Origin of the sequence: Hydrogenophaga crocea (assembly GCF_011388215.1) — a bacterium.
Lineage (GTDB): Bacteria > Pseudomonadota > Gammaproteobacteria > Burkholderiales > Burkholderiaceae_C > Hydrogenophaga > Hydrogenophaga crocea.
On record NZ_CP049989.1, the window covers coordinates 2,106,376 to 2,131,571 of the forward strand.

At 69.9% G+C, this 25,196-nt stretch carries 26 protein-coding genes; 12 read left to right on the top strand and 14 right to left on the bottom strand.

Features of this window, described 5'->3' with window-relative positions:
* Nucleotides 1–9: 9 nt before the first annotated feature.
* The 3 genes from ligK to G9Q37_RS10015 are packed head-to-tail and all read right to left on the bottom strand — an operon-like array spanning nt 10 to nt 2,443.
* The gene (ligK, locus tag G9Q37_RS10005) at nt 10–693 is read right to left on the bottom strand and encodes a 4-carboxy-4-hydroxy-2-oxoadipate aldolase/oxaloacetate decarboxylase (RefSeq protein WP_166227055.1); all 684 of its coding nucleotides are present in this window, start codon (nt 691–693) and stop codon (nt 10–12) included.
* A gap of 20 nt (nt 694–713) precedes the next feature.
* A complete protein-coding gene (locus G9Q37_RS10010) occupies nt 714–1,748 on the bottom strand; it encodes an amidohydrolase family protein (protein ID WP_166227056.1) in 1,035 nt (344 codons plus the stop codon).
* A 35-nt stretch (nt 1,749–1,783) separates the two neighbouring features.
* Complete coding sequence (locus tag G9Q37_RS10015; protein ID WP_166227057.1) at nt 1,784–2,443, bottom strand: substrate-binding domain-containing protein; 660 nt, start codon at nt 2,441–2,443, stop codon at nt 1,784–1,786.
* A gap of 154 nt (nt 2,444–2,597) precedes the next feature.
* Between G9Q37_RS10015 and G9Q37_RS10020 the strand changes: the two genes are divergently transcribed.
* Entirely contained in the window at nt 2,598–3,503 is a 906-nt protein-coding gene (locus G9Q37_RS10020; RefSeq protein WP_166227058.1) for a LysR substrate-binding domain-containing protein, read from the top strand.
* Nucleotides 3,504–3,516: 13 nt separating this feature from the next.
* Here G9Q37_RS10020 and G9Q37_RS10025 read toward each other — a convergent pair whose 3' ends face one another.
* The 3 genes from G9Q37_RS10025 to coaBC all read right to left on the bottom strand — a co-directional run bounded on the left by G9Q37_RS10025 (nt 3,517) and on the right by coaBC (nt 6,310).
* Nucleotides 3,517–4,383, bottom strand: coding sequence for a putative selenate ABC transporter substrate-binding protein (locus tag G9Q37_RS10025; RefSeq protein WP_166227059.1), 867 nt, complete (start codon nt 4,381–4,383; stop codon nt 3,517–3,519).
* Between the two features lie 87 nt (nt 4,384–4,470).
* Nucleotides 4,471–5,076: a nitroreductase family protein gene (locus tag G9Q37_RS10030; protein ID WP_166227060.1), complete on the bottom strand. Its 606-nt coding sequence runs from the start codon at nt 5,074–5,076 to the stop codon at nt 4,471–4,473.
* A 22-nt stretch (nt 5,077–5,098) separates the two neighbouring features.
* The gene (gene coaBC, locus G9Q37_RS10035) at nt 5,099–6,310 is read right to left on the bottom strand and encodes a bifunctional phosphopantothenoylcysteine decarboxylase/phosphopantothenate--cysteine ligase CoaBC (RefSeq protein ID WP_166227061.1); all 1,212 of its coding nucleotides are present in this window, start codon (nt 6,308–6,310) and stop codon (nt 5,099–5,101) included.
* 113 nt (nt 6,311–6,423) lie between these two features.
* On the opposite strand from coaBC, the gene G9Q37_RS10040 reads away from it, so the two are divergent.
* The 4 genes from G9Q37_RS10040 to G9Q37_RS10055 are packed head-to-tail and all read left to right on the top strand — an operon-like array spanning nt 6,424 to nt 10,363.
* Nucleotides 6,424–8,094 (top strand): CTP synthase, encoded by a 1,671-nt coding sequence (locus G9Q37_RS10040; protein ID WP_166227062.1) that lies wholly within the window; start codon nt 6,424–6,426, stop codon nt 8,092–8,094.
* Between the two features lie 42 nt (nt 8,095–8,136).
* A complete protein-coding gene (gene eno / locus G9Q37_RS10045; protein ID WP_166227063.1) occupies nt 8,137–9,420 on the top strand; it encodes a phosphopyruvate hydratase in 1,284 nt (427 codons plus the stop codon).
* A 5-nt stretch (nt 9,421–9,425) separates the two neighbouring features.
* A complete protein-coding gene (locus G9Q37_RS10050) occupies nt 9,426–9,701 on the top strand; it encodes a septum formation initiator family protein (RefSeq protein ID WP_166227064.1) in 276 nt (91 codons plus the stop codon).
* 17 nt (nt 9,702–9,718) lie between these two features.
* Complete coding sequence (locus G9Q37_RS10055) at nt 9,719–10,363, top strand: AAA family ATPase (protein ID WP_166227065.1); 645 nt, start codon at nt 9,719–9,721, stop codon at nt 10,361–10,363.
* Here the strand turns inward: G9Q37_RS10055 and hslO are convergent, their stop codons facing one another.
* Nucleotides 10,364–11,341, bottom strand: coding sequence for an Hsp33 family molecular chaperone HslO (hslO, locus tag G9Q37_RS10060; protein ID WP_166227066.1), 978 nt, complete (start codon nt 11,339–11,341; stop codon nt 10,364–10,366).
* A 35-nt stretch (nt 11,342–11,376) separates the two neighbouring features.
* Nucleotides 11,377–11,901 carry a gamma carbonic anhydrase family protein gene (locus tag G9Q37_RS10065; RefSeq protein ID WP_166227067.1) on the bottom strand — a complete coding sequence of 175 codons (525 nt, stop codon included), beginning with the start codon at nt 11,899–11,901 and terminating at the stop codon, nt 11,377–11,379.
* Between the two features lie 60 nt (nt 11,902–11,961).
* Here G9Q37_RS10065 and G9Q37_RS10070 point away from each other — a divergent pair, with 60 nt between their 5' ends.
* From G9Q37_RS10070 to G9Q37_RS10085, 4 genes are all read left to right on the top strand, one after another.
* On the top strand, nt 11,962–12,813 hold the full coding sequence (locus tag G9Q37_RS10070) for a ferritin-like domain-containing protein (protein WP_166227068.1): 852 nt from the start codon (nt 11,962–11,964) through the stop codon (nt 12,811–12,813).
* A gap of 147 nt (nt 12,814–12,960) precedes the next feature.
* The gene (locus G9Q37_RS10075; RefSeq protein ID WP_166227069.1) at nt 12,961–13,989 is read left to right on the top strand and encodes a sensor histidine kinase; all 1,029 of its coding nucleotides are present in this window, start codon (nt 12,961–12,963) and stop codon (nt 13,987–13,989) included.
* The gene (locus G9Q37_RS10080; protein ID WP_166227070.1) at nt 13,986–15,461 is read left to right on the top strand and encodes a sensor histidine kinase; all 1,476 of its coding nucleotides are present in this window, start codon (nt 13,986–13,988) and stop codon (nt 15,459–15,461) included. Before G9Q37_RS10075 ends, G9Q37_RS10080 begins: the two co-directional genes overlap by 4 nt.
* 34 nt (nt 15,462–15,495) lie before the next feature.
* On the top strand, nt 15,496–16,071 hold the full coding sequence (locus tag G9Q37_RS10085) for a DUF1439 domain-containing protein (protein ID WP_166227071.1): 576 nt from the start codon (nt 15,496–15,498) through the stop codon (nt 16,069–16,071).
* A gap of 6 nt (nt 16,072–16,077) precedes the next feature.
* On the opposite strand, the gene xerD is transcribed toward G9Q37_RS10085, so the two are convergent.
* Both xerD and G9Q37_RS10095 read right to left on the bottom strand, forming a co-directional pair.
* The gene (gene xerD, locus G9Q37_RS10090) at nt 16,078–16,995 is read right to left on the bottom strand and encodes a site-specific tyrosine recombinase XerD (RefSeq protein WP_166227072.1); all 918 of its coding nucleotides are present in this window, start codon (nt 16,993–16,995) and stop codon (nt 16,078–16,080) included.
* Nucleotides 16,996–17,007: 12 nt separating this feature from the next.
* Nucleotides 17,008–17,982, bottom strand: coding sequence for a tripartite tricarboxylate transporter substrate binding protein BugE (locus tag G9Q37_RS10095; protein WP_166231160.1), 975 nt, complete (start codon nt 17,980–17,982; stop codon nt 17,008–17,010).
* A 123-nt stretch (nt 17,983–18,105) separates the two neighbouring features.
* Between G9Q37_RS10095 and G9Q37_RS10100 the strand changes: the two genes are divergently transcribed.
* A complete protein-coding gene (locus tag G9Q37_RS10100; RefSeq protein WP_166227073.1) occupies nt 18,106–19,020 on the top strand; it encodes an AEC family transporter in 915 nt (304 codons plus the stop codon).
* On the opposite strand, the gene G9Q37_RS10105 is transcribed toward G9Q37_RS10100, so the two are convergent.
* Nucleotides 18,950–20,662, bottom strand: a complete 1,713-nt coding sequence (locus G9Q37_RS10105) for a hypothetical protein (protein WP_166227074.1) — start codon at nt 20,660–20,662, stop codon at nt 18,950–18,952. The genes G9Q37_RS10100 and G9Q37_RS10105 overlap by 71 nt on opposite strands.
* Before the next feature lie 120 nt (nt 20,663–20,782).
* Complete coding sequence (locus tag G9Q37_RS10110) at nt 20,783–21,454, bottom strand: FadR/GntR family transcriptional regulator (protein WP_166227075.1); 672 nt, start codon at nt 21,452–21,454, stop codon at nt 20,783–20,785.
* A 157-nt stretch (nt 21,455–21,611) separates the two neighbouring features.
* On the opposite strand from G9Q37_RS10110, the gene G9Q37_RS10115 reads away from it, so the two are divergent.
* A complete protein-coding gene (locus G9Q37_RS10115) occupies nt 21,612–22,472 on the top strand; it encodes a fumarylacetoacetate hydrolase family protein (RefSeq protein ID WP_166227076.1) in 861 nt (286 codons plus the stop codon).
* A 32-nt stretch (nt 22,473–22,504) separates the two neighbouring features.
* Nucleotides 22,505–23,485, top strand: a complete 981-nt coding sequence (locus G9Q37_RS10120; protein ID WP_166227077.1) for a tripartite tricarboxylate transporter substrate binding protein — start codon at nt 22,505–22,507, stop codon at nt 23,483–23,485.
* A 15-nt stretch (nt 23,486–23,500) separates the two neighbouring features.
* Here G9Q37_RS10120 and G9Q37_RS10125 read toward each other — a convergent pair whose 3' ends face one another.
* Entirely contained in the window at nt 23,501–24,163 is a 663-nt protein-coding gene (locus tag G9Q37_RS10125) for a hypothetical protein (RefSeq protein ID WP_166227078.1), read from the bottom strand.
* The gene (locus G9Q37_RS10130; protein WP_166227079.1) at nt 24,160–25,194 is read right to left on the bottom strand and encodes an MlaD family protein; all 1,035 of its coding nucleotides are present in this window, start codon (nt 25,192–25,194) and stop codon (nt 24,160–24,162) included. The genes G9Q37_RS10125 and G9Q37_RS10130 overlap by 4 nt, the downstream gene beginning before the upstream one ends.
* Between the last annotated feature and the right edge of the window lie 2 nt (nt 25,195–25,196).

Genomic DNA, 25,196 nt, shown 5'->3' on the forward strand with positions numbered 1-25,196 from the left:
CGCGTGCTTTCAGTCGATGTATTTCAGGCCCGCGGCGGCCAGCGGTTCGCGCATCTTGTACATGTCCAGGCCGAGCACGCCGCTGGCGAGCTTGTCGCGCTTCTCGCCTTCGTTGGCCTCGCGCTTGCGCGCGGCCTCGAGCGTGGCCGCGGCCTTCTCGCGCGGCACGCAGACCACGCCGTCGTCGTCGGCCACGATCACGTCACCGGGCGTGACCCACATGCCCGCGCACACCACTGGGATGTTCACCGAGCCCAGCGTGGCCTTGATGGTGCCCTTGCTGCTGATGGCCTTGCTCCAGACCGGGAAGTTCATTTCCTTCAAGGTCTTCACGTCGCGCACGCCGGCGTCGATCACCAGGGCGCGCGCGCCGCGGGCCTGGAAGCTGGTGGCCAGCAGGTCGCCGAAGTAGCCGTCGGTGCACTCGGCGGTGATGGCCGCCACCACGATGTCGCCCGGCTGGATCTGCTCGGCCACGACGTGCATCATCCAGTTGTCGCCCGGGTGCAGCAGCACCGTGACGGCCGTGCCGCTCACCTGCGCGCCGCTGAAGATGGGGCGCATGTAGGGCTTGAGCAGGCCCACGCGGCCCATGGCCTCGTGCACGGTGGCCGAGCCCAGCGCGGCGAGCGCGTCGGCGGTTGCGCGGTCGGCGCGCTGGATGTTGCGGTAGACAACGCCAAGTTCGTACATGTCGGTTCCTTCGAAAGCGGTTACAGGCCCTTGGCCTTGAGGCGCGCGTCCAGGCGCGAGAACACGCGGCGCGTATTGCCTTCGTAGATCGCGTGCTTGTCGTCGGCCGACAGGATCTTCGAGGCTTCGATGTAGCGCTTGGTGTCGTCGTAGTAGTGGCCCGTGGTGGGGTCGATGCCGCGCACCGCGCCGATCATCTCGGAGGCGAACAGCACGTTCTTGACCGGGATCACGGTGTTGAGCAGGTCGATGCCGGGCTGGTGGTACACGCAGGTGTCGAAGAACACGTTGTTGAGCACGTGCTCGGTCAGCAGCGGCTTCTTCATCTCCTGCGCCAGACCGCGGAAGCGGCCCCAGTGGTAGGGCACCGCGCCGCCGCCGTGCGGGATCAGGAACTTCAGCGTGGGGAAGTCCTTGAACAGGTCGCCCTGGATCAGCTGCATGAAGGCCGTGGTGTCGGCGTTGAGGTAGTGCGCGCCCGTGGTGTGGAAGCAGGCGTTGCAGCTCGTGCTCACGTGGATCATGGCCGGCAGGTCGTACTCCACCATCTTTTCGTAGATGGGGTACCAGTGGCGGTCGGTCAGCGGCGGGCTGGTCCAGTGGCCGCCCGAGGGATCGGGGTTGAGGTTGATGCCGACCGCGCCGTATTCCTTGACGCACTTCTCCAGCTCGGGGATGCAGGTGGCGGGATCGACACCGGGCGACTGCGGCAGCATGGCCACGGGCACGAAGTGCTCGGGGAACAGCGTGGACACGCGGTAGCAGAGTTCGTTGCAGATCGCGGCCCAGGTGCTCGACACGGCGAAGTCGCCGATGTGGTGCGCCATGAAGCTCGCGCGCGGGCTGAACAACGTGATGTCGCTGCCACGCTCCTTCATGAGCTTGAGCTGGTTGGTCTCGATCGACTCGCGCAGTTCGTCGTCGCTGATCTTCAGGTCGGACGCCCTGGGCATTTGCGCCGGGTCCTTGATGCCCGCGATCTGGGCATTGCGCCAGTTCTCCAGCGCCTTCGGGGCCGTGGTGTAGTGGCCGTGGCAGTCGATGATCAGTGACATGGGGTCTCCTTAGGGTGTTCTGGTGTTGGAATGACTCAGGCCGCGGCGGACATGCCCTGGCGCTGCTTGGCGGCGTCGGCCTCGGGCGTGTTCATGAAGTCCAGCAGCGCGCGCACCGCGTCGGCGCGCGCGGTGTTCGCGGTGATGCCCGCGCTGAACACGGTGACGATCTGGATGGCCTCGGGCAGCGGGCCCACGATGGTGATGCCCGACACATTGAGCAGCTCGCTCAGTTGCTGAAAGCCCAGCGCCACCTCGCCCTTGGCCACCAGCGAGGCCACGGGCACGCCCGGGGGCGCCTGCACCGTCTTGCCGGCCACCGCGTCGGCCATGCCCCAGCGCTCGAACAGCTTCTGCAGCGCCACGCCGCTCGGGCCGGTGGAGTAGCTGATGCGCTCGGCGGCCAGCACCGCCGACTTCACGGCCGCTTCGTTCGAGAGGTCGGGCACGGGGCTGCCTTCGCGCACGCAGGCGGCCACGCCGCTGCGCACCAGGTCCACGCGGCCGGGCCGCAGGTGGCCGGCCGCGATCAGCTTGTCGATCGCGTCGCTGGCGAGGATCACCACGTCGAAGGCCTCACCGCCCGCAACGCGCTTGGCCGCGTCCACACCGCCCACCGATTCGATGGCCACGGCCTGGCCGCTGCGCGCGGTGTAGGCCGCGGTGAGCTCGGCCAGCACCAGGCGGGTGGCCATGGACGAAATGCCCCGCAGGGCGCCGGCTGGGGTGGAAGGGGCGGAAGGGGTATCGGGCATGACCGCGCATTGTGGCCAGCCGCTCGCTGTGCGAAAACCCACACGTCGGGCTATCAGCTAGAACAAAATCCGATATCTCGAATCCCCCAGCCCCATGGACCTCAAACAACTCGAATACTTCGTGCGCGTGGCCGAACTCGGCAGCTTCACGCGCGCCGCCATCGCGCTCGACGTGGCCCAGCCCGCGCTGTCGCGCCAGGTGCGCCTGCTCGAGGTGGAACTGCGCCAGACCCTGCTGGTGCGCAACGGCCGCGGCGCCACGCCCACCGAGGCCGGCAAGCTGCTGCTGGCCCACGGGCGCGGCATCCTGCACCAGGTCGAGCGCGCGCGCGAAGAGCTGGGTCGGGTGCGCGGTTCGCTCGCGGGCCGGGTGGCGCTGGCGCTGCCGCCCAGCCTGGCGCGCGTGCTCACGGTGCCGCTCACACGCGCCTTCCGCCAGCGCCTGCCCGAGGCCAGCCTGTCGATCAGCGAGGGCCTGTCGACCAGCATGCAGGAATGGCTGCTCACGGGGCGCATCGACATCGCGGTGCTTTACAACGCGCAGCCCATGCCCGAGATCGAGCTGCAGCCGCTGCGCGAGGAGGAGCTGTGGCTGGTGCAGCCGCGACCGCGGGGTCTGAGCGAAGACCCCCCGCCCTCGCCGCTGCCGCTGCGCGCGCTGGCCGAGGTGCCGCTGATCATTCCGAGCCGGCCCAACGCACTGCGCATGCAGGTGGAGGCCGAACTCGCCAACATCGGCTGCCGGCCGAACGTGGCGCTGGAGATCGACGGCGTGTCGGCCATCCTCGACCTGGTGGCCGACGGCGCGGGCGCCGCCCTGCTCTCGCGCAACGCGGTGGCCAGCTCGATCCGGCCCTCGGCCTACAGCCTGCGCGGCATCACGCCGCCGCTGCGCACGCGGCTGAGCCTGGCCACCAGCTCACAGCGACCGGCCACGCTCACGCAGCAGCAGACGCTGGGGCTGATCGCGGAGACGCTGGAGGCAGTGAGCCGGGCCTGAGCGCGCGCAGCGCTCAGATCAGGCCCGCGCTGCGCGCCGCCGCCTCCAGGCCCTTGTAGTTCTCGGGCCGGGTCTCGATGTAGCGCGTGGCGCGGTTGAGCTTGAGGATCTCGGCCTGCTCGGGCACCGCGGGCGACAGGCCGATCAGCGCGGCCTTGACCTTGTCCTGCATGGCCTTGGGCATGTCGGCGTGCACCGACCAGTTGTAGTTGAAGTAGCCGGGCGTGGTGTAGAACACATCGACCGCCTTGGTGTCGACCTTGTTCTCGCCCACGAACTTGCGCCACACCGTGATGTCGAGCGCCGCCGCGTCGACCTTGCCGCTCACCACCGAGGCGATGGTCGCGTCGTGCGCGCCGCTGTAGGCCACGCGCGCAAAGTCTTTCTCGGGGTTGATGTTGGCCTGCAGCAGGAAGCTGCGCGGCATGAGGTGGCCCGAGGTGCTGCTCTGCGACCCGAACGACACCTGCTTGCCCTTCATGTCGGCCAGCGACTTGATGCCCGAATCGGTCTTGGCGATGAACACCGACTGGAACTTGGTGTCTTCCTCGCGCTGCGCGAGCGGCACCACCTTGCCGCCCGAGCGCAGGTGGGCCTGCACGAAGGTGAAGCCGCCGAACCACACCAGATCGACCTTCTTGTTCACCAGCGCTTCCACCGCCGCGGGGTAGTCGTTCACCGGCGTGAATTCCACCTTCACGCCGAGCTGCTTCTCGAGGTACTGCGCCAGCGGCGTGAACTTGCGCACCTGCTCGGTGGCGGCTTCTTCGGGGATGGTGGTGACGCGGAACACGGTCTGCGCCTGCGCGCCGAAGGCGATCAGGCCGGCGGCCAGCAGCAGCGCGCCGCGAACGGGTTGGAAGAAGGAACGAAGGCTCATGGCGGCTTCCTGGTGAAGAGAGGAAAGGACTCGAAAAAACGGCCGACGCCTTGCGGACAAGGGAAGGCGTCAGGCCGGCGGCGGATGTTACTGGGCCGGCGTGTCGCCCGGCGCCACCCAGTCGGTCAGCACCGCATCGGCGCGGGGTTTGTGGAACTTGGGCTGGCCCTGGCCCTGCGGCGTGCCCAGCACCATCCAGCCCACCAGGCTTTCACCCGGGCGGCAGAAGGCCGACATCACGGCCTGGGCGCGCACCTTGCTGCCCGAGAGCATCTTGCCGCCGTAGCCCATGGCATGGGCCGCGGTGAGGAAGTTGCTGAGCGCGCCGCCGAGCGCGATCCACTGCTCGTGCACGGTGGCCAGGGGGTGGCCGGCGTCGATGCGCGCGATCACGGCCACCAGCAGCGGCGGGTCGGTGGCGCGCGCGCGGTCGCGCAGCGCCTGCTCGGGGGCCTTGCCTTGCGCCAGCGCCACCCGCTCGAAGAGCGCACCGAGCCGCTCGCGCGCGCCGTCGCGCACCACGGCGAAGCGAAACGGGACCAGGCCCGCGTGGTCCGGGGCGCGCAGCGCCGCTTCGGTCATGCGCAGCAGATCGGCCGGGCTGGGCGCGGGGCCGCGCAGGTGGCGTGTGCCCACGGAGACACGCGTGAGCCAGGGGGTCAGGGGATCGGCCGGGCAGGCGGGGGTGTCCATTCGGGGCACGGGCTCGCGGCGCTCAGCCCAGGCGCTGCGCGATCTCGGCCACCAGCGCGCGCGCCAGCGAGAGCTTGTCGGCACGGGGCAGCTCGCGCGCGCCCTGCGCGTCCACCAGCAGCAGCGCGTTGTGGTCGAGTCCGAAGGTGTCGGGGCCGATGTTGCCCACCAGCAGCGGCACGCCCTTGCGCGCGCGCTTGGCCTGGGCGTGGGCCAGCAGGTCGTGGCTTTCGGCGGCAAAGCCCACGCAGTAGAGCGCGCCACTTTGCGCGCGCGCGCTGGCGGCCACGCCGGCGAGGATGTCGGGGTTCTCCACGAAGGCCAGCGCGGGCACGGCGCCGCTGCCGTCCTTCTTGATCTTCTGGCCGGCCTCGGTGGCGGGCCGCCAGTCGGCCACCGCGGCGGCGGCGATGAACACGTCGGCCGCGTCGGCGCTGGCCTGCACCGCGCGCTGCATGTCGAGCGCCGATTGCACGTTCACGCGCTGCACACCGCGCGGCGTGGGCAGGGCCACGGGACCGGCGACCAGCGTCACCTGTGCGCCCGCCTCGCGCGCCGCCCGCGCGATGGCGAAGCCCATCTTGCCGCTGCTGCGGTTGGTGATGCCGCGCACCGGGTCGATGGCTTCGAAGGTGGGGCCGGCGGTGATCAGCACGTGGCGGCCCGCGAGGCGCTTGGGCTGGAAATGCGCGATCAGCTCGTCAAGCAGCTCGTGCGGCTCGAGCATGCGGCCGTCGCCGGTTTCGCCGCAGGCCTGCTCGCCCGAGCCCACGCCCAGCACCACGGTGCCGTCGGCGCGCAGTTGCGCGAGGTTGCGCTGCGTGGCCGGGTGGGCGTACATCTCGCGGTTCATGGCGGGCGCCACGATCAGCGGCACGCGCTCGATCGGGCGCGCCAGGCACAGCAGCGAGAGCAGGTCGTCGGCGCGGCCGTGCAGCAGCTTGGCCATGAAATCCGCGCTCGCGGGCGCGATCACGATGGCGTCGGCCTCGCGGCTGAGGTTGATGTGGGGCATGTTGTTGCCCTCGCGGGCGTCCCACTGCGAGCTGTAGACCGGCCGGCCCGACAGGGCCTGCATGGTTACCGGGGTGATGAAGTGTTCGGCCGCTTCGGTCATGACCACCTGCACCGTGGCGCCGGCCTTGATCAGGCCGCGGCAGAACTCCGCCGCCTTGTAACAGGCCACCCCGCCGCTGAGGCCGAGCACGATGTGTTTTCCCGCGAGATCGCTCATGGGGCGCAATGTAGCAGCGCCCCGGGACAACCCCGGGGGCCTCAGGGCGGGCCGGGCACCCCACCTATAATCGGAATTTCCCACCTGAGCGAGCCCGCGGGCTCGCCCGAGTCATGACCAAATACGTGTTCGTCACCGGCGGTGTGGTGTCCTCCCTGGGCAAGGGCATTGCTTCTGCGTCGCTTGCCGCGCTTCTCGAATCGCGCGGCCTCAAAGTCACCCTCATCAAGCTCGACCCGTACATCAACGTGGACCCGGGCACCATGTCGCCGTTCCAGCACGGCGAGGTGTTCGTCACCGACGACGGCGCCGAGACCGACCTCGACCTGGGCCACTACGAGCGTTTCATCGAAACGCGCATGCGCAAGGCCAACAACTTCACCACCGGCAAGATCTACCAGTCGGTGCTCGAGAAGGAACGCCGCGGCGACTACCTCGGCAAGACCGTGCAGGTGATCCCGCACGTCACCAACGAGATCCAGGAATTCATCCGCAAGGGCTCGGGCGAAGGCACGGCCGACGCGGTCGACGTGGCCATCGTCGAGATCGGCGGCACCGTGGGCGACATCGAATCGCTGCCCTTCCTCGAGGCCGTGCGCCAGATGAGCCTGCGCCTGGGCCCCAACAGCTCGGCCTTCGTGCACCTGAGCTACGTGCCCTGGATCGCCGCCGCCGGCGAGCTCAAGACCAAGCCCACGCAGCACACCGCCCAGAAGCTGCGCGAGATCGGCATCCAGGCCGACGCCCTGCTCTGCCGCGCCGACCGCCGCATTCCCGACGAAGAGCGCGCCAAGATCAGCCTGTTCAGCAACGTGCCCGAATGGGGCGTGATCAGCATGTGGGACGTGGACACCATCTACAAGGTGCCGCGCATGCTGCACGAGCAGGGGCTCGACGGCCTGATCTGCGACAAGCTGCGCCTGAACACGCCGCCGGCCAACCTCAAGCGCTGGGACGACCTGGTGCACGCCGTGGAGCACCCCAAGGCCACGGTGCAGATCGCCATGGTCGGCAAGTACGTCGACCTGTCCGACAGCTACAAGTCGCTCAACGAGGCGCTGCGCCACGCGGGCCTGAAGAACCAGGCCAAAGCCGCCATTTCGTACATCGACTCGGAAACCATCACCCCCGCCAACGTGGCGCAAGTGCTGGGCCACTTCGACGCCATCCTCGTGCCCGGCGGCTTCGGCAAGCGCGGCGTCGAAGGCAAGATCTGCGCGGCGCGTTTCGCGCGCGAGCACAAGGTGCCCTACCTGGGCATCTGCCTGGGCATGCAGGTCGCCACCATCGAATACGCGCGGCACGTGGCCGGCCTCAAAGACGCCAACAGCACCGAATTCGAAGCCGACACGCCGCACCCCGTGATCGCCCTCATCACCGAGTGGAAGAACGAGGACGGCAGCATCCAGGTGCGCGACGCCAACTCCGACCTCGGCGGCACCATGCGCCTGGGCGCGCAGAGCTCCGACGTGGCCAAGGGCACGCTGGCGCACAGCATCTACGGCGACGTGGTGACCGAGCGCCACCGCCACCGCTACGAGGCCAACGTGAACTACCTCGATCAGCTGCGCGCGGCCGGCCTGGTGATTTCTGCACTCACGCAGCGCGAACAGCTCACCGAGATCGTCGAGCTGCCACAGGCGGTGCACCCCTGGTACGTGGGCGTGCAGTTCCACCCCGAATTCAAGTCCACGCCCTGGGCCGGCCACCCGCTGTTCAACGCCTACGTGAAGGCCGCGCTGGTGCACCAGGCCCAGCGCCAGCCGAGCAAGGCCGTGGCTTGATACCTGTCGATCGTTTTTTCTGAACCTGAGGACCCTTGATCCATGAGTGCCATCGTTGACATCGTCGGCCGCGAAGTGCTGGACAGCCGCGGCAACCCCACCGTTGAATGCGACGTGCTGCTGGAAAGCGGCGTGATGGGCCGCGCCGCCGTGCCCTCGGGCGCGTCCACCGGCTCGCGCGAAGCCATCGAGCTGCGCGACGGCGACAAGACCCGCTACCTGGGCAAGGGCGTGCTCAAGGCGGTCGAGCACATCAACACCGAGATCAGCGAGGCCGTGCTGGGCCTGGACGCCTCCGAGCAGGCCTTCCTCGACAAGACCCTGATCGACCTCGACGGCACCGAGAACAAGAGCCGCCTGGGCGCCAACGCCATGCTGGCCGTGTCCATGGCCGTGGCCCGCGCCGCCGCCGAAGAAGCCGGCCTGCCGCTGTACCGCTACTTCGGCGGCATGAGCGCGGTGCAGATGCCGGTGCCGATGATGAACGTCATCAACGGCGGCGCGCACGCCAACAACAACCTCGACCTGCAGGAGCTCATGATCATTCCCGTGGGCGCGCCGAGCTTTCGCGAAGCGCTGCGCTGGGGCGCCGAGGTGTTCCACGCGCTCAAGAAAATCCTCCACGACAAGGGCATGAGCGTGGCCGTGGGCGACGAAGGCGGCTTCGCGCCCAACATCGACGGCCACGAAGCGGCGCTGCAGCTGCTGCTCGACGCCATCAGCGCCGCCGGCTACACGCCCGGCGAGCAGATCGCGCTCGGCCTCGACTGCGCCTCGAGCGAGTTCTACAAGGACGGCAAGTACCACCTCGAGGGCGAAGGCCTGGTGCTGTCCGCCGAGGAATGGACCAACGTGCTGGCCACCTGGTGCGACAAGTACCCGATCGTGAGCATCGAAGACGGCATGGCCGAAGGCGACTGGGACGGCTGGAAGGTGCTTACCGAGCGCCTGGGCCAGCAGGTGCAGCTGGTGGGCGACGACCTGTTCGTCACCAACACCAAGATCCTCAAGGAAGGCATCGACAAGCGCATCGGCAACTCGATCCTGATCAAGATCAACCAGATCGGCACGCTGACCGAGACCTTCGCCGCCATCGAGATGGCCAAGCGCGCGGGCTACACCGCGGTCATCAGCCACCGCAGCGGCGAGACCGAGGACAACACCATCGCCGACATCGCCGTGGGCACCAACGCCGGCCAGATCAAGACCGGCTCGCTCTCGCGCTCGGACCGCATGGCCAAGTACAACCAGCTGCTGCGCATCGAGGAAGACCTGGGCGACGTGGCCGTGTACCCGGGCCGCGACGCCTTCTACAACCTGCGCTGACGCCCGTGGCCAACCGCCTGATCCCCGGCCTGCTCGTGGCACTGTTGCTGGTGCTGCATGCACAGCTGTGGTTCGGGCGCGGCAGCGTGCCGCAGGTGAAGAAGCTCGAGCGCGAGCTCGTGGCCCAGCAAAAGGCCAACGCCGACGCGCAACAGCGCAACCAGCAGATCGCCAGCGAGCTGCGCGATCTGCAGGAAGGCCTGGAAATGGTCGAAGAGCTCGCGCGGCGCGAGCTGGGCATGGTCAAGCCCAACGAAATCTTCGTGCAGATCGCGCGCTGAGCCGCGCGCCCTCGCCCATGCTCAGCGTCGCGCTGCTCGGCGGCGAATCCAGCGGCAAGAGCACGCTGGCACGGCAGCTCCATGAGGCCCTGGCGGCGCAGGGGCTGGCCACGGCCCTGGTGCCCGAGCACCTGCGCGCCTGGTGCGAGGCCGCGGGCCGCGCGCCCCTGGCGCACGAGCAGGCGGCCATCGCGGCCGAACAGACCGCCCTCATCGAGCAGGCCCGCGCCGGCGTGGTCATCGCCGACACCACTGCCCTGGTGGTGGCGGCCTACAGCGAGCACTACTTCGGCGACCGCAGCCTCTGGCCCGAGGCGATCGCGGCGCAGCGGCGCATCGGCCTCACGCTGCTCATGGGCCTGGACCTGCCCTGGCAGAGCGACGGCTTCTTCCGTGAGAGCCCTGCGGTGCGCGAAGCCATCGACGCCCTGCTGCGGCGCGAGCTGCAGGCCGCGGGCGTGGCCTACCAGACCATCTACGGACAGGGCCCGCAGCGCCTGCGCGCCGCGCTCGCGGCGGTGGCCACGGCCCTGGGCCGCGACCTGTTGCCCGACGACCCGGCGCTGCGCGAGGGCAGGGGCCGCTGGCAGTGCGAGGCCTGCAGCGACCCCGAGTGCGAACACCGTCTGTTTCGCGCGCTCATCGCGCGCCGCAGCGGCTGATCAGTGCTGCTGGTCGCTGCCGGGCGGCTGGTTCTGCGCCTGCAGGAAGATCTGCGCAGCGTCCACCGGGTCGAAGGCGTAGCCCGCACCGCAGAACTCGCAGTTCACCTGCACGCCGCCCTGCTCCTCGATGATGGACTCGACCTCGTCGCGGCCGAGCGAGCGCAGCATGTTGCCCACGCGCTCGCGCGAACAGGTGCAGGCAAAGCGCGGCCCCGTGTTGCCGTGCAGCGGTTCGAAGCGGCGCAGGTCTTCTTCCCAGAACAGGCGCCGCAGGATGGTCTCGGCGTCGAGCGTGAGCAGCTCTTCGCGCTTGAGGCTGGAGGCGAGGATGGCGATGCGGTTGTAGTCCTCGTTGCGGCCGATCTGGTCCTCGTCGCGCTGGGTCGACTGGCCCGCGAGGTTGGCCTCGCCCTGCAGCGGCAGGCGCTGGATCAGCAGGCCCGCGGCCATCTGGTCGTTGGCGGCCAGCACCAGCCGGGTGTCGAGCTGCTCGCTCTGCAGCATGTAGTGCTCGATCACCTCGCTGAGCTTCTCGAGCTTTTCGTGGCGGTCGCCGAACAGCGGCACCACGCCCTGGTAGGGCTGCTGGCCGGGCTGGCGGTCCTTGGGGTCGAGCGTGATCGCGCAGCGGCCCTGGTTGTTCACGTTGACCATGTGCGACAGCGGCGCGTCGTCGGCCACCTCGCCGGTCACGGTGGCGGTGGCGCGCAGCCGCAGGTCGGGCTGGATCTCGGCCACCGCGAGCTTCACCGGGCCGTCGCCCTGGATCTGCATGACCAGCGCGCCGTTGAACTTGATGTTGGCCTGCATCAACGTGGCCGCGGCCGTCATCTCGCCGAGCAGCTCGGTCACGGCCGCCGGGTAGCCGCCGGCCTGCTCACGGCGCTGCAGGATCTCCTGCCAGGCGTCGGTGATGCGCACCAGCATGCCCCGCACGGGCAGGCCTTCGAACACGAATTTGTGGAGCTCGGACACGGGTTTCCTTCGAACGAAAGACCGGCAGATGGCGCTCAGCCGGTCTTTTTCAAGCCTTTGCGGTAACGCTCGGCGTTTTCAACGTAGTGGGCGGCGCTGCGGCGCAGGCCCTCGATCTGCTCGGGCGTGAGCTGGCGCACGACCTTCGCGGGGCTGCCCAGGATCATGGAGCCGTCGGGGAATTCCTTGCCCTCGGTGACCAGGGCACGGGCGCCCACCAGGCAGTTCTTGCCGATCTTCGCGCCGTTGAGCACGGTGGCGCCGATGCCGATCAGCGTCTCGTCGCCGATCTGGCAGCCGTGCAGCATCACCTGGTGGCCGATGGTCACGCGCTCGCCCACCACCAGCGGAAAGCCGTAATCGGCGTGCATCACGGTGCCGTCCTGCACATTGCTGTGCTTGCCCACGGTGATGGTCTCGGTGTCGCCACGCAGCACGGCGCCGAACCACACGCTGCTGCCTTCGGCGAGCTGCACGTTGCCCATCACCTGGGCGCTGTCGGCCACCCAGGCCGAATCGGCCACTTGCGGGGCAACGCCATCGAGTTCGTACAAGGCCATCGGGGTCTCCTGCGGATGGGTGTCGGAAAGGCTGGGGATCGCAAACCTAGAATTGTAGGGATGCCCCCCACCCCATCGCTGCGCCGCGAGGCCCTGGCTGCGCTGTGCACCGCCGAACCGGCCGACAAGGCCGCGCGCACGCACGCGCTCTGGCAGCGCTGGCGCGCCCTGGGCGCCGACGACGCCGCGGCCTGGGACACCGCCAGCGACCTCGTGCCCGACCCCGCCCAGCCCCTGCCCGGCCGGCCCGAACGGCCGGTGCTGGTGGCGCCGCACGCGGTGGCGCAGCGATCGCCGTTCACGCGCGAAGGCCTGGCCGCGCTGGTGCACGCCATCGCGCACATCGAATTCAACGCCATCAACCTGGCCCTCGACGCGGTCTGGCGCTTCGCCGCCATGCCCACCGATTTCTACCGCCAGTGGCTGCAGGTGGCGCACGAAGAGGCCACGCACTTCGGCCTGCTGAGCGAGCAGTTGCAGGCCCTGGGCCACGCCTACGGCGACTTCCCCGCGCACAACGGCCTGTGGGAAATGTGCGTGAAGACGCAGCACGACGTGACCGCGCGCATGGCCCTGGTGCCGCGCACATTGGAAGCGCGCGGGCTCGACGCCACGCCGCTGATCCAGGCGCGCCTGAAGCAGGTGAACACGCCCGAGGCGCGTCGCGTGGTGGAGATCCTCGACCGGATCCTGCGCGACGAGATCGGCCACGTCGCCGTGGGCAACCGCTGGTACGCCTGGTTGTGCGAACGCCAGGGCCTGGCGCCGGTGGCGCACTACCGGCAGCTCGCGCGGCTGCATGCCGCGCCGCGCCTGCGCGGGCCCTTCAACCTCGAGGCCCGGCGCTCGGCCGGCTTCAGCGAGGCCGAGCTCGCGGAGCTGGAGGGCGCGCCGGCCGAGCGGACCGGGTAATACCGAAGACCCCATCGCACGCGCGCCGTCCCCGGCGGGCGTGGCGTTCATGATGAAACCAGCACACAAGATGCCCGCTTCAAGGAAAACCCGCCTGTGTCGATACCCCCAATGGCATAGCATGACCCATCGCCATCGATACCGCGCATGACCAACAGACGCATAGAGCTCGATGACTACCTGGGGCAGGCCTTCCACCGCATCCCGGTGGCCATGATCGTGGTGAACCAGCGTGGCGAGATCACGCGGGTCAACCAGCTGGCCGAAACCACCTTCGGCTACGACGCGCCCGAGCTCATCGGGCGCCCGGTCGAGGTGCTGATCCCCACGCGCTTTCGCGCGGCGCACCCGGGCTACCGCCAGGGCTTCCTCGCCGAAACCACGGCGCGCCCCATGGGCCTGGGCCGCGACCTCAGCGGCCTGCGCAAGGACGGCAGCGAATTCCCGGTCGAGATCGGCATCAACCCGGTGGAGACCGGCGAAGGCACCATGATCCTGTCGGTGATCCTGGACCTGTCGGAGCGCAAGCAGGCCGAAAAGCGCATCCAGGACGCGCTCACGCAGAAAGACCTGCTGCTGCGCGAGGTGCACCACCGCGTGAAGAACAACCTGCAGGTGATCCACAGCCTGCTCGACCTGCAGGCGCTCAAGCTGAGCGACAACGAGGTGGTGGAGGTGCTGCGCGACAGCCAGAACCGCATCCGCTCGATGTCGCTGATCCACCAGACGCTCTACCAGTCGCGCAACTTCGCGCGCGTGGACTTCCAGCGCTTCCTCGACGACCTGCTGCCCAGCCTCACCGAGTCGTACCGCTCGGTGGCCGGCAAGGTCGACATCGTCGTCGACGCGCACAAGGTGCAGCTGCCCATCAACGAGGCCATTCCCTGCGGTCTGGTGATCAACGAGCTGGTGAGCAATGCGCTCAAGCACGGCTTCGCCCAGGGGCGCAGCGGCCGCATCGAGGTCTCCATCCAGCAGCTTGCCGAGCGCCAGGTCGAGCTCTCGGTGAGCAACGACGGCGAACCCATCGCCGCCGACCTGAACCTTGAACACACGCCCTCGCTCGGCCTGCAGCTGGTGCAGCTGCTGGCGCGTCAGCTCAATGGCAGCCTGCAGGTGCAGCGGGCCGCGCCCACGCGGTTCACGCTGCGCTTTGCACTCGGAGGCGACACATGAGCGCGCAACCCAAGATCCTCATCGTCGAGGACGAAGGCATCGTCGCCTTCAACCTGCAGCAGCGCTTGCAGCAGATGGGCTACCAGGTCACCGGCCTGGCCGAATCGGGCAACGAAGGCCTGTCGCTGGTCTCGAGCCAGCGGCCCGACCTGGTGCTCATGGACATCCACATCAAGGGCGAGATGGACGGCATCGAGCTCGCGCGCATGCTCACGCGCGACCACGCGCTGCCCATCATCTACCTCACCGCCTACTCGGAAGACACCACGCTGGAGCGCGCGCGCCAGACACAGCCCTACGGCTACCTCATCAAGCCGTTCTCCGAACGCGAGCTGCACGCCACCATCCAGATGGCGCTCGAACGCCACCAGGTGCAGACCGCGCTCAGGGACAGCCAGCAGCTGCTGAGCCAGGCGCTCGAGGCCGCGCTGATGGGCACGATCGAGATCGACCTGGCGCAAGACACCGTGCGCATGAACGGCGCGCCCGGCGCCACGCTGGGCTTCGTGCCCGGTCAGGCCCAAACCGTCGACGCCTTCCTGGCCAGGCTGAGCGCCGCCGACCGCGAGCAGATGCGCGAAGACCTGCGCCCCGGCGTGAACCGGCGCCACGTGCTCAGCCTGGTGAGCACCGAAGGCCTCGAACACTGGCTGCAGATCGACGTCACCACCACCGACGACGGCCGCATGCGTGGTGTGGTGCAGGACGTGAGCGCGCGCGAGCGCGCGCGCCTGACCATGCTGCGCACCAACGAACAGCTCGAAGAGCGCGTGGCCGAGCGCACCGCCGAACTGCGCCAGCACGTGCAGGAACTCGAGGCCTTCAGCCACACCGCCGCGCACGACCTGCGCTCGCCGATCCGCGCCATTGCGGGCCTGGGCGAGATCCTCATGGAGATGCACGGCGAGCAGCTTGGCGACGACGGCCGCCAGATGCTCGACCGCATGCGCCAGGCCGCGCGGCGCATGGGCGAACTCATCGAGGCCTTGCTCGGCCTGTCCAAGCTGTCGCGCGCGCCGCTGCACCCGCAGCCCGTGGACCTGGCCGTGATGGCGCGCGAGATCGGCGAGGCCTTGCGCCAGGCCGAGCCGGGCCGGGCGGTCGACTTCGACACACCCGACTCGCTGATGGCCACCGCCGACCCGGCACTGATCCGCAGCGTGCTCGACAACCTGTTGCGCAACGCCTGGAAGTTCAGCCGCGAGCGCGAACGCGCCCACATCCGCTTCAGTGCCGAGGAGCAGGACGGCGAGCCGGTCTACGCGGTGAGCGACAACGGCTGCGGCTTCGACATGAAGCACGGTGCGCAGCTCTTCAGCCCCTTCTTCCGCCTGCACAGCGAACAGACCTATGGCGGCACCGGCCTGGGCCTGAGCATCGCGCAGCGCATCGTGGGCCGGCACGGCGGCCGCATCTGGGCCGAAGGCCGGCCGGGCGAAGGCGCCACGATCCGTTTCACCCTCGGCGCGTGAACCTCGCGGCCGCTCGGAGATCGCAAGGGGTGCCATGCGACGCAGACACCTCTTCTTCGCCCTGGGCGCCCTGATCGGCGTGCCCACCGCCGCGCACGCGGGCGACGCCGACGCCGACAGCGGCAAGCCGCCCGGTTACGCGGTGAGCACCGCGCAATTGCAGCAGATGGTGGCGCAGCGTTTCCCGCTGCGCTACCCGGTGCACGGCGTGCTCAATCTCGACGTGCAGGCCCCGCGCCTGCAGATGCTGCCCGAGCAGAACCGCCTGCGCGCCGCGATGGCGGTGGAGGTGGCGGGCCCGCTGCTCTCGCGCGTGCACCCGGGCAGCTTCGACGTGGACTTTGCGCTGCGCTACGAGGCCAGCGACCGCACCGTGCGCGCCCACCAGCTGCGCCTGGCGCGGCTGAACTTCCCCAACATGCAGCCGCCCGCGCAGGAGCTGCTCAACACCTACGCCCCCGCCGTGGCCGAGCGCGCGCTGCAGGAAGTGGTGCTGCACCAGCTGCAGCCGTCCGACCTGCGCGCCATCGACGCCATGGGCATGCAGCCCGGGCCGATCACGGTCACGAAAGACGGGCTGGTGATCGCGCTGGTGCTCAAGCCGCTGTGAGCGGCCCTAGCCCCGCGGGTGGTGCTGCGCCACCACGCTCTTGAGCCGCTCGCGCGCCACGTGGGTATAGATCGTGGTGGTCGAGATGTCGGCGTGGCCGAGCAGCATCTGCACGGCGCGCAGGTCGGCGCCGTGGTTGAGCAAATGGGTGGCGAAGGCGTGGCGCAGGGTATGCGGCGACAGCGGCGCGGTGATGCCGGCCTGCACGGCGTACTTCTTCACGAGCTGCCAGAACATCACGCGCGACATGGCCTCGCCCGCGCGCGCGCCGCGCGAGGTGACGAACAGGTCTTCGCTCGACTGGCCCTGCAGGATCGCGGGCCGGCCCTCGCCCAGGTAGCGCTGCAGCCACTGCCCCGCCACCGCGCCGAAGGGCACCAGTCGCTCCTTGTTGCCCTTGCCGGTGATGCGCAGCACGTGTTCGCTCAGGCCCACGTGCCAGGTCTTGAGCGTGACCAATTCGCTCACGCGCAATCCGCTTGCGTACATCAGTTCGAGCATGGCGCGGTCGCGCAGGCCCAGCGGCGTGGCCGCGTCGGGCGCGGCGAGCAAGGCCTCGACCTGGGCCTCGCTCAGCGTCTTGGGCACGCGCAGCGGCTGGCGCGCAGGCAGCAGGCGCAGCGTGGGGTCGGTGGCGATCAGGTGCTCGCGCAGGGCCCAGCGGAAAAAGCGCTTGAACACCGTGAGCCGGCGGTTGGCCGTGGTGGCGCGCGTGGCCGCGTGGCGCGCGGCGAAGTAGGCCTGGATGTCGCTTTCCTGCGCGGCGGGCAGGGCCGTGCCGCGTTCGCCCAGCCACTGGGCGAAGAGCGCGAGGTCGCGGCGGTAGGCGTCGAGCGTGTTGCGCGACAGGCCTTCTTCGAGCCAGAGGCTGTCGATGAAGGCCGACAGCGACGCGTGTTCGCTGCCGGCGGGGGCGTCGGGCATCGGCGCTCGGGGTCAGTCCAGCTTGAGCTGCTGCTTGGCGACCACCTGCTTGTAGACCTCGAACTCGGCCTTGATCTGGGCCGCGAACTCGGTCGGCGAGTTGCCCACCACGAGCGAGCCGGTGTCCTCGATGCGCTTGCGCACCGCCGGGTCCTTGAGCGCTTCGACCGCGGCGCCGTGGATCTTGTTCACCACCTCGGGCGCCATGCCCTTGGGGCCGATGAGGCCGTAGTAGGCCATGCGGTTCACGGGCTCCAGGCCCACCTCCTTGAAGGTGGGCACGTTGGGCAGCGCGGCCACGCGCTGCGGCGCGGCCACCACGATGGCGATCAGGCGGCCGCTGAGGATGTGCGGCAGCGCCGAGGGCAGGTTGTCGAAGATGATGGGCACCTGGCCGCCCACGGTGTCGTTGAGGGCCGGGCCCGCGCCGCGGTAGGGAATGTGCGTGATGAAGGTGTTGGTCAGGCTCTTGAACAGCTCGGTCTGCAGGTGGCCGATGCCGCCCGTGCCCGAGCTCGCGTAGCTGTAGCGGCCCGGGTTCTTCTTGATGACGTCGAGGAAGCCCTTGAAATCCTTGGCCGGGAAGCTCGGGTGCACCGCGATCACGTTGGGCGTGGCGGCGATGTTGATGATGGGCGTGAAGTCGTTGAGCGTGTCGTACGGGATCTTGGGGTTGATCGCCGGGTTGGCCGCGGTGGTCGAGACCGTGGCCACGCCGATGTAGTGGCCATCGGGCGCCTGGCGCGAGAGCTCCTGCGCGCCCACCACGCCGCCGCCGCCCGCGCGGTTGAGCACGATCACGCTCTGGCCCAGGGCTTTGCCCAGGGGTTCGGACATGACGCGGCCGATGATGTCGGTGGTGCCGCCGGGTGCGAACGGCACCTGCAGCGTGATCGTCTTGCTGGGGAACGCCTGCGCCAGGGCAAGGCCCTGGGTTCCGAGTGCAGCAAAAGCGGCGGCACTGGCCAGGGCGGTGCGACGGTTCATCATGGGTTGGTTCTCCTGAGGGGATGACACGGATGTGAAGCGCCGACTTTACCCAGTTGAACGCGCCTGGCGCGTTCGGGACACTACATAAGGGGAAACCCGGCGTAAGGCTATGCTCGCGCGGTGAACTTTGCCCAACTGCTCTTCCCCGACTTCTCGCTCATCCTCTGCGGCTACCTCGTGTGCCGCTTCACCAAGCTCAACCGCACCGTGTGGGAGCAGGTGGAGAGCCTGGTGTATTACTTCCTGTTCCCGGTGCTGCTGTTCCACAGCATCGTGAAGAGCCCGCTCGATCTGTCGGCCGCCTCCAGCCTGGTGGGCGCGGCGATCTCGCTCGCGGTGTGCGCCATCGCCCTCACCTATTCGCTGCCGCACTGGCCGCTGCTGGGCCGCTTCATCGACGTGCGGCTGCACGCCGCGAGCGCGCAGGTGGGCTTTCGCTTCAACTCCTTCATCCTGCTCGCGCTGGCCGACCGCGTGGCCGGGCCGCAAGGCCTGCTGATGGTGGCCGTGATCATCGGTTTCTGCGTGCCGATCTTCAACATCGGCGCGGTCTGGCCCATGGCACGCCACGCCAACAAGGGCTTCGCGCGCGAGCTGGTGCGCAACCCGCTGATCGTGGCCACGGCCTCGGGTCTGGTGGCCAACCTGCTGGGCTTTTCCATGCCGGGCTGGCTCGAACCCACGGTGAACCGCATCGGCCAGGCCTCGCTGGCGCTGGGCCTGATGGCCGCGGGAGCGGGCATGCAATTCGGCTCCATGGCCGCGGGCAAGGCGCTCGCGGCGGCGGTGCTCGCGGTGAAGCACTTTGCGGTGCCGCTCATGGCCTTCGGCCTCGCGCGCCTGTTCGGGCTCGACCCGGTGCAGACCGCGGTGCTGCTCACCTTCTCGGCCGTGCCCACGGCCTCGAGCTGCTACGTGCTCGCGGCGCGCATGGGCTACAACGGCCCTTATGTGGCAGGGCTGGTCACGCTGTCCACGCTGCTGGGTATGCTGAGCCTGCCGTTTGCGCTCGGTGTGCTGGGCGCGCCGCGGTGAGGGCGGGATCGTGAACCGCCTGGTTGAGGTCGATGAGATCCATGGGGTCGTGTTCGGGCGTCTTCAGGCCAACGGTGTCGAGCGCCGCGCGCACCGGTGAAAGGGGCACGGGCGCGCCGCCGGCCGCCCGCGGGGCCTGATCGTCGGGGCCCCGATACCGCAGGTGCATGACCTCGATGCAGAACCGCGCCAGTGCCCGATTCTGGGCCTTGGTGTGGCACACGGCGTCCCAGTCCTGCTGGGCCAGATTGGCGAGCCGATGCAGCACGGGCTCGAGCGCGGCCACGCCCGAGCCCGCCTCCCCGGGCACGGCGTCGGGCATCGATGCGGGCCATTGCAGCACCAGGCGGCACAGCATGGCCGTGGCGCACAGGGCTTCGATGTCCTGCGCCGCCGGCGCCTGGATGCGCTCCAGCCACGCGAGCTGGTCGGGCAGCCCATCGGCCAGCCGCGCGAGCAGCAGGCGCATCGCCTGAGGCGCGCACACCGTGGCGCCGGTGTCCAGCAGGGTCAGCTGCAGGCCCGTGAGCGCCACCCGGTGCGGGTGCGGCCAAGGGCTGTCCGGCGGCGGGGGCATGCGCCGCTCAATGGCATTCAGCATCCGGGTGAAATCGACGCCGAGCAGCCACCGGCTCTCGCGCAACTCCAACAGCCCGAGGCTCAGGATGCGCAGGCAGGCGAAGTCGCACCGCGCCCAGTCGGCGCGGTCGAAGCGCTCGACCAGGGCGTTGCGCGCGGCGCGCAGCGCGCGTTCGATGTCCGGGCATGCCATGAACCCGCTGCGGGCGATGCGCGCCAGAAAGCGAAAGGCCGTGCTCACCTCGGCCGGGCCCGTGAGGCTGCGCTCGGTCTGCCCCGCGCGGTGCAGCAGGTTATCCAGCGACACCTCGAGCGCGCAATGGAAATCGCGGGTGCAGAACGCCCCGGCGTGGCGCTCGTCCAGCAGCATCTGAACGGTGACGATCAGTTCCTGGACCGCCTCGGAAGGCAGCCCCGCCAGCAGGGGCGGCGACAGCCGTTGCAGCAGACAGGGCAGCGCGTCGTCCAGCGCCCATTGCAGCCGTTGCGGCGCCGCGTGCGGGAGCTCGCTCAGCAGCGCTCGGTTGATCAGCACCCGCCGCACGCCCAGGAAAACGCCGACCACCTCGGTGGCGGACAGCGGCAGATCGGTGCTGCCCAGCTGCGTGAGCAGAAAGGGCAGGCTGTCCGACAGCGCCCGCTGGGCGATCGGGTGCTTGCAGAGCGGGCCGCGCACATCGCCCAGGAGCGCTTGCACCGTGGAAAACGCCTCCACCACGGGCAGGGGCGCGTTCCACGGGTTGTGGTGGGCGGTGTGCATCAGCGCCTCGCAGGCCCGGGCGAACAGCGTGGCCACCAGGTGCTCGCCCAGGTACGCCGTCAGGCGCTGATGGTCGACCTGCCGGACCAGATCGAACGCCGACGCGATGTCGTCTGGATCGGCGGGTCGGGCCGCGGCACGCCCGAGCGGGTTGGCGCGATCGAGCCGTGCGTTCAGCGTGGCGCACGCGCGCTGGAAATCGCCGCGCTCGCGGCGCGTCAGTGGCGCGGGGCGCGTAGCCGCCGCGGACGGCAGGGGCTGGGCGTTTGACGGTGGACCGGATGTGCTGCTGCGAACGTTCATGGGGCTTGTTTCAAAAAACACGCCCGGACCGGGGCGCGCAGCGCCATGAGTGCGCGGCGCAGCCACCTGGTTCCGTGGCCGACCCTTGCAGAAGCAAGTGCGGCCGGCCCCGGGGTGCTCCTAAACCCCGAGCAGGTTCTGCCGCACGTGCAGCAGGTGCGCCAGCGTGTGCTCGCGCGCGCGCGCCGCGTCGCGCTCGCGCAGCGCGTCCACGATCGCACGGTGCTCGGCCTGGTAGGCCAGGCGACGCTCGGGCGTGACGCTCTTCTTCTTGAGCTGGCCCCAGTCGCCCTGCGCGCGCACCGTCTTCATGAGCTGGAAGACATTGGCCACGAAGCTGTTGTGGGCCGCGTCGGCAATGGCCTGGTGCAGCTCGGCGTCCCAATGTTCGAAGGCCTCCAGCGTCTGCGCCTGCTCGGCCTCGGCGCAACACTGCTCCATGCGGCGCAGGTCGGCCGCGTTGGCGTTGCGGATCGCCATCTCGATGATGGCGGGCTCGAGCGCGAGCCGCGCCTCCATGAGCTCGGCCGGGCTGGTGGTCTGCGACGAGTCCTGCACCACGCGCTGGCCCAGGCGCAGGCCCGCGTGTTCGGCCACGTAGGTGCCGCTGCCCACGGTCTGCTCGATCAGGCCCTGCTGCTTGAGCTCGAGCAAGGCCTTGCGCACCGTGGTGCGGCTCACGCCGTGCTGTTCCGAGAGCTCGCGTTCGGTGGGCAGGCGGTCGCCGGCGCGCCACTGGCCGCTGTGCAGCTTGTCGAGGATCGCGTCGCGCAGGGGATTGGCCAGGCTCATGCGCGCGACTGTACCAAACCAGACCAATTCACCAAGCCCGAGCCCACCCCGGGGCTTACCCGTAGCGCTGCGCCGCGGTCTTCGACTACGATGGGCGCTCTGGTACCAATTGGTACTTTTTGGTATTTCACTGAAACCGCAACACCGAGGAGCCGTTTTGCGCATCGCCACCTTCATCCACCAGGGCCAACGCCGCGTTGGCCAGGTTTCGGCCGATGGCCTGTCCGTCACCGCGTTCGCGCTGCCGCCCGAGCAGGCCGCGCTCGGCGCGCTCGCGCTGATCGGCGCGGCCACGCCCGCCACCGAGGGCGCGGCGATCGCGCTGTCGTCGGTGCGGGTGGAAGCGCCCATCCCGCGCCCGCGCCGCAACATCTGGTGCGTGGGCCGCAACTACCACGAGCACGCCAAGGAGCTGCAGGGCTCGGTGTTCAAGAACAACAACGCCAACCCCGCGGCCTGGCCCATCGTGTTCACCAAGGTGCCCGAGTGCGTGGTGGGCCCGACCGACCCCGTGCAACTGCCCGGCGACGCGGTGTCGGCCCAGATCGACTACGAGGCCGAGCTCGCGGTGGTCATCGGCACCGGCGGCAAGAACATCGCCAAGGCCGACGCCATGCGCCACGTGTGGGGCTACACCGTGGTCAACGACGTGACCGCGCGCGACGTGCAGATGCGCCACCAGCAGTGGGACATGGGCAAGAGCTTCGACACCTTCTGCCCCATGGGCCCGTGGATCGTGACCGCCGACGAACTCGACGGCCAGCACACGCGCGTGCGCTGCTGGGTCAACGGCGAGCTGCGCCAGGACGGCCGCACCGAAGACCTGATCTTCGACATCCCGACGCTGATCGAAACCGTCTCGCGCGGCATCACGCTGTACCCGGGCGACGTGATCGCCACCGGCACGCCCGCGGGCGTGGGGCTGGGCCTGAACCCGCCGCAGTTCCTGCGCAACGGCGACGTGGTGCGCATCGAGATCGACGGCATCGGACAGATCGAAAACCGCTTCGTGGCCTGAGCCACGGCCCCCCCCCAGAGGAGACAACACGCATGAACCGACAACAGTTCCACCGCGCCGCCGCCGCGGCCCTGCTGGGCCTGGCCACGCTGGCCAGCGCCTGGGCGCAAGACGCCTACCCGAGCAAGCCCGTGAACATGGTGGTGCCCTTCCCGCCCGGCGGCGTGGCCGACGTGGTGGGCCGCCCCGTGGCCGAGGCCATGGCGCGCCACCTCAACCAGTCCGTGGTGGTGGTCAACCGCGCGGGCGCGGGGGGCGGCATCGGCATGGCCCAGGTGGCCAAGGCCGCGCCCGATGGCTACACCGTGCTGATGGCGCTGTCGTCGCTGGTGGTGCTGCCCGAGGCCGACCGCATCCTGCAGCGCGCGCCCATGTTCGAGATCAACCAGCTGATCCCGATCGCGCGCATGACGGCCGACCCCACGGTGCTGGTGATGCGCGCCGACAGCCCCTGGAAAACCTATGCCGACTTCGTGGCGCACGCGCGCGCCAACCCCGGCCGCGTGACCTTCGGCTCCTCGGGCAACTACGGCACCATGCACGTGCCCATGGAGCAGCTCAAGGCGGCCACCAACACCTTCATGCTGCACGTGCCCTACACCGGCGCGGGGCCGGCCATCGTGGGCCTGCTCGGCGGCCAGGTGGATGCCATCGCCACCGGGCCGGCGAGCGCGGTGCAGCACATCAAGGGCGGTCGGCTGCGCGCGCTCGCGCACTGGGGCGAGGGCCGGCTCGCGCTGCTGCCGGACGTGCCGAGCTTCAAGGAGCTCGGCGTGAACATCGGCTATTCGCAGTGGGCCGGCCTGTTCGCGCCCGCGGGCACCCCGCCCGCGGTGGTGGACAAGCTGCGCGAGGCCGCGCGCGCCGCGGTGCGCGACGAGCGCACTATCCAGACCATGACCAGCGCGGGCACGCAGTTCCAGTACCAGGACGCGGCCGAGTTCGACGCCTTCGTGAAGGCCGACGCCGCCGCCATGAAGGCGGTGGTGCAGCGCATCGGCAAGGTGAACTGAGGCCGGCGCGCGCGCTCAGCGTGCGCGCGGGGCCACGGTGTCGATGCGCCGCTGAAGGCGCTCGACCGTGGCGGTGTCGCCCGCGGCCAGCGCCGCGCGCTGCTGCACCATGAGCCAGGCCAGCAAGGGCCGCGACCACCCCTGTTCGCTGGCCGTGTCCGCCGCGAGCCGCTGCAGCGCCGGGCTCGCCTGGCCGCGCTGCAGGGCCGCGCCCGCGGCCACCAGGCGCGTCACGGGATCGTCCACGTGCTGCAGCGCGGTGGCGGCGTCGGCCGCGAGCAGCGCCGCGCGGTGCGCGGGCGGCAGCCGCTCGGCGTCGCCGGGCAGCGGCGCGTTCGAGAGGTAGCGCGCGTAGGCCGCGTCATCGGGCGCGGCGTCCACCGCCAGGGCGCTGAAGCCCGTGCAGGGGCCGAAATCGAGCGTGGCCACGCGCAGCGCGCAGCGGTGCAGTTCGGCGCGGGCCACCAGGCCGGGCTGGCCGGTGCGCGCGAGCGCGGCGCGCGCGCGGCCGAATTCGGCGGCCTCCACCGCGTCGCGGCCTTCGAGCCAGGCGATGGCCGCGGCGTCGAGGCCGCTGCGCGCGGTGGTCTGCCACGCGGGCGGCGGCGGGTTCGACGAACAGGCCGCGAGGGCCAGCGACAGGGCACACGCGGGCAGGGACAGGCTCAGGCGTTTCATGGCAGGCGGATCTCCGAGCCGCGCGGATCGCGGGCGAACGGCCACTTGCGGTTCACCTCGTCGATCAAGCCGTCGATCTTGCGCAGGCTGCTTTCCACATCGGCACGCAGCGTGCCCAGGTCGGTGGTGGCGGCGCGCGTGTTGCTGGCCACGCCCTGGGCCTCGACCAGCACCGCGTCGAGCTTCTGCAGGCTGCCGCGCGCCTCCTGCAACAGGCCGTTGAGCTGCGACACGCTCGCGCGCACGTCGCCCACCACGCTGCCCTCCCCGGGGGCCGCGCCCTGGCCGAAGACCTGCCGGTCGGCATTGGCCACCAGGCCGTCAAGCCGCGCGGCGAGCGCGTCGGCGCGCGCGATCAGCGCGTTGCTGCGCGCCAGCGCCTCACCGAGCTGTTTGGCGTCGGCCTCGTTGCCCACCAGCACACCGAGCGCGCCGTGCGGGCCGTTGAGCTTGTCGGTGGTGGCCTGCAGGTTGGCCAGCGTGCGGTTGATGGCTGCGCCCTCGCGCGTCATGGCGTTGAGGTTGTCGAGCAGCGCGCGCACCGAGGCCGTGAGCTGCGGGATCTCGGCCGCCACGTCGCCGCGCAGCACGGTGCGCTCGGCGCCCGGGGGCAGCGGCGGGTCGTCGAGCACGCCGCTGAAGGCGCGGATGCGCGTGCCGCCCACGAGGCCGCGCTCCATGGTGAAGATGCTCGAGGTGCGCAGCCACTTGGCGTCTTTTTCCGCCACGTCGATCAGGATGCGCGCATTGCCGTCGGCCCCGAGCTCCACGCGCGTGACACGGCCGATGGGAAAGCCCGCGAAGGTCATGTCCAGGCCCACGTTCACGCCCTCGGCGTCGTCGGCGATCAGCACCAGGCGCTGCGTGGGATCGAAGGCGCCGCGCGCGAACAGCACGTAGAGCGTGGAGCCCAGCACCAGCAGCAGCGTGAGCGCCATGAGCAGCGCGGCCTTGAATTCGAGCGCGCGCACCGGCGGCGGTTCGGGCACCAGGGGCTCGTCGGGCTCGGGGGCGCGTTCGGTGGGCTGCATGT

Coding starts and splice junctions, on each gene's coding strand:
- G9Q37_RS10030 (WP_166227060.1), bottom strand. CDS start 5,076: ATGGACACCCCCGCCTGCCCGGCCGATCCCCTGACCCCCTGGCTCACG.
- coaBC (WP_166227061.1), bottom strand. CDS start 6,310: ATGAGCGATCTCGCGGGAAAACACATCGTGCTCGGCCTCAGCGGCGGG.
- G9Q37_RS10085 (WP_166227071.1), top strand. CDS start 15,496: ATGCGACGCAGACACCTCTTCTTCGCCCTGGGCGCCCTGATCGGCGTG.
- G9Q37_RS10015 (WP_166227057.1), bottom strand. CDS start 2,443: ATGGCCACCCGCCTGGTGCTGGCCGAGCTCACCGCGGCCTACACCGCG.
- ligK (WP_166227055.1), bottom strand. CDS start 693: ATGTACGAACTTGGCGTTGTCTACCGCAACATCCAGCGCGCCGACCGC.
- G9Q37_RS10095 (WP_166231160.1), bottom strand. CDS start 17,982: ATGAACCGTCGCACCGCCCTGGCCAGTGCCGCCGCTTTTGCTGCACTC.
- G9Q37_RS10110 (WP_166227075.1), bottom strand. CDS start 21,454: ATGAGCCTGGCCAATCCCCTGCGCGACGCGATCCTCGACAAGCTGCAC.
- eno (WP_166227063.1), top strand. CDS start 8,137: ATGAGTGCCATCGTTGACATCGTCGGCCGCGAAGTGCTGGACAGCCGC.
- G9Q37_RS10105 (WP_166227074.1), bottom strand. CDS start 20,662: ATGAACGTTCGCAGCAGCACATCCGGTCCACCGTCAAACGCCCAGCCC.
- G9Q37_RS10125 (WP_166227078.1), bottom strand. CDS start 24,163: ATGAAACGCCTGAGCCTGTCCCTGCCCGCGTGTGCCCTGTCGCTGGCC.
- G9Q37_RS10040 (WP_166227062.1), top strand. CDS start 6,424: ATGACCAAATACGTGTTCGTCACCGGCGGTGTGGTGTCCTCCCTGGGC.
- G9Q37_RS10020 (WP_166227058.1), top strand. CDS start 2,598: ATGGACCTCAAACAACTCGAATACTTCGTGCGCGTGGCCGAACTCGGC.
- G9Q37_RS10080 (WP_166227070.1), top strand. CDS start 13,986: ATGAGCGCGCAACCCAAGATCCTCATCGTCGAGGACGAAGGCATCGTC.
- G9Q37_RS10075 (WP_166227069.1), top strand. CDS start 12,961: ATGACCAACAGACGCATAGAGCTCGATGACTACCTGGGGCAGGCCTTC.
- G9Q37_RS10025 (WP_166227059.1), bottom strand. CDS start 4,383: ATGAGCCTTCGTTCCTTCTTCCAACCCGTTCGCGGCGCGCTGCTGCTG.
- G9Q37_RS10070 (WP_166227068.1), top strand. CDS start 11,962: ATGCCCCCCACCCCATCGCTGCGCCGCGAGGCCCTGGCTGCGCTGTGC.
- G9Q37_RS10055 (WP_166227065.1), top strand. CDS start 9,719: ATGCTCAGCGTCGCGCTGCTCGGCGGCGAATCCAGCGGCAAGAGCACG.
- G9Q37_RS10065 (WP_166227067.1), bottom strand. CDS start 11,901: ATGGCCTTGTACGAACTCGATGGCGTTGCCCCGCAAGTGGCCGATTCG.
- G9Q37_RS10010 (WP_166227056.1), bottom strand. CDS start 1,748: ATGTCACTGATCATCGACTGCCACGGCCACTACACCACGGCCCCGAAG.
- G9Q37_RS10130 (WP_166227079.1), bottom strand. CDS start 25,194: ATGCAGCCCACCGAACGCGCCCCCGAGCCCGACGAGCCCCTGGTGCCC.
- G9Q37_RS10120 (WP_166227077.1), top strand. CDS start 22,505: ATGAACCGACAACAGTTCCACCGCGCCGCCGCCGCGGCCCTGCTGGGC.
- xerD (WP_166227072.1), bottom strand. CDS start 16,995: ATGCCCGACGCCCCCGCCGGCAGCGAACACGCGTCGCTGTCGGCCTTC.